Origin of the sequence: Kineococcus glutinatus (genome assembly GCF_039542765.1) — a bacterium.
GTDB classification, from domain to species: Bacteria; Actinomycetota; Actinomycetes; order Actinomycetales; family Kineococcaceae; genus Kineococcus_A; species Kineococcus_A glutinatus.
The window spans coordinates 1-1,468 of record NZ_BAABIL010000548.1 but is presented as its reverse complement, the minus strand read 5'-3'; the positions used below and the strand labels follow the sequence as shown (position 1 = coordinate 1,468).

General features: G+C 75.8%; 1 protein-coding gene. It reads right to left on the bottom strand.

The genetic code is table 11. The annotated features are described in order from the left end of the window. Positions 1–160: 160 nt before the first annotated feature. Positions 161–1,468 (bottom strand): carboxyltransferase domain-containing protein (locus ABEB16_RS17965; RefSeq protein ID WP_345713587.1); only part of this gene is annotated, 1,308 nt, incomplete at its 5' end.

The window sequence follows — 1,468 nt, the reverse complement described above, 5'->3', positions numbered from 1 at the left end:
CGCAGCACGATGCGCGCCCGGGCGTCGTTGCCGGTGTAGAGACCGGACAGCCCGTCGGCGCGCTCGCGCAGCCCGATCCACACCTCGGGCCGGTCCGCGGCGGCCAGCGCGTCGTAGGCCCGCTCGACCCGCTCGACGGCGGTGCCCGTCGCGACGGCGCTCACGCGACCACCTCCCGCAGCACCATCAGCGGCGTTCCGGGGCCGACCTGGCGTCCGGGGGTGACGAGCACCTCGTGCACCTCCACCTCGGCGTGCGCCGACAGGACGGTCTCCATCTTCATCGCCTCCAGGGCCAGCAGCGGGGTGCCCGCGCCGATGCGGTCCCCGGGGCGGACGTCGACGCGCCACACGCTGGAGGTGAACGGCGCCTCCAGCAGCACCGCGCCGTCGGGCAGGTCGTAGGCGTCCTCCGCCGCGGGCTGCTCCGGTTCCGGCCTCGGGTCGAACTCCCCCGCGGCCTCCCACGCGGCGCGCTCCACCTCGAAGGCGGCGTCGGCGTGCTGCTGGAACGCCGCGATGGAGGCGGCGTTGGCCCGGAGGAACTCCTGGTACTCCCCGAGCCGGAACACCCCCTCGGTCACGTCGGCGCGCCCGCGGCCGGCGGCGACGTCGGCGCGCAGGTCCAGCAGCTCCTCGGGGCTCACGGGGTACCAGGAGATCCGGTCGAAGAAGCGCAGGTGCCACGGCTGGGTGGGCTGGTGGCCCTTGGGGTAGCGGGTCCACACCTGGGTGGTGCGGCCGACGAACTGGTATCCGCCGGGGCCCTCCATGCCGTAGATGCACAGGTACGCCCCGCCGAGGCCGACGGCGTTCTCCGGGGTCCAGGTGCGGGCCGGGTTGTACTTGGTGCTGCGCAACCGGTGCCGCGGGTCCAGCGGGGTCGCCACCGGCGCGCCGAGGTAGACGTCGCCCAGGCCCAGCACGAGGTACTCCGCGTCGAAGACGGTGCGGTGCACGTCGTCGACGGAGGCCAGGCCGTTGGCGCGGCGGAGGAACTCGATGTTCCACGGGCACCAGGGGGCGTCGTCGCGGACGCCGGCCATGTATCGGGCGATGGCCTCGCGGGTGGCGGGGTCGTCCCAGGACAGCGGCAGGCGGACGTGCCGGCTGGGCACCTCCAGGTCGCTCACCGCGGGCAGGGCGTCCTCCACCTCCTGCAGCGCGCCCAGCAGCCGGCGCGGGTCCAGGACGTCGGGGTCGACGTGGACCTGCAGGGAGCGGATGCCGGGGGTGACGTCCACGATGCCCGGCAGGCCCTGCGCGGCGAGGCGCTCGGACAGGGCGTGCACCCGGGCGCGCAGGCCGAGGTCGAGGACCATCGGGCCGTACTCCACGAGGACGTTGTCGTCGCCGGAGCGGCGGTACGTCACGTCGGGGGCGTCGCCGGCGCCGGGGCGGCGCGCGAGCACGCCGTCGTCGCCGTCCCCGCGGGGGAGCGGGCGGGTGGGGGCGCGCAGGGCCCGCAG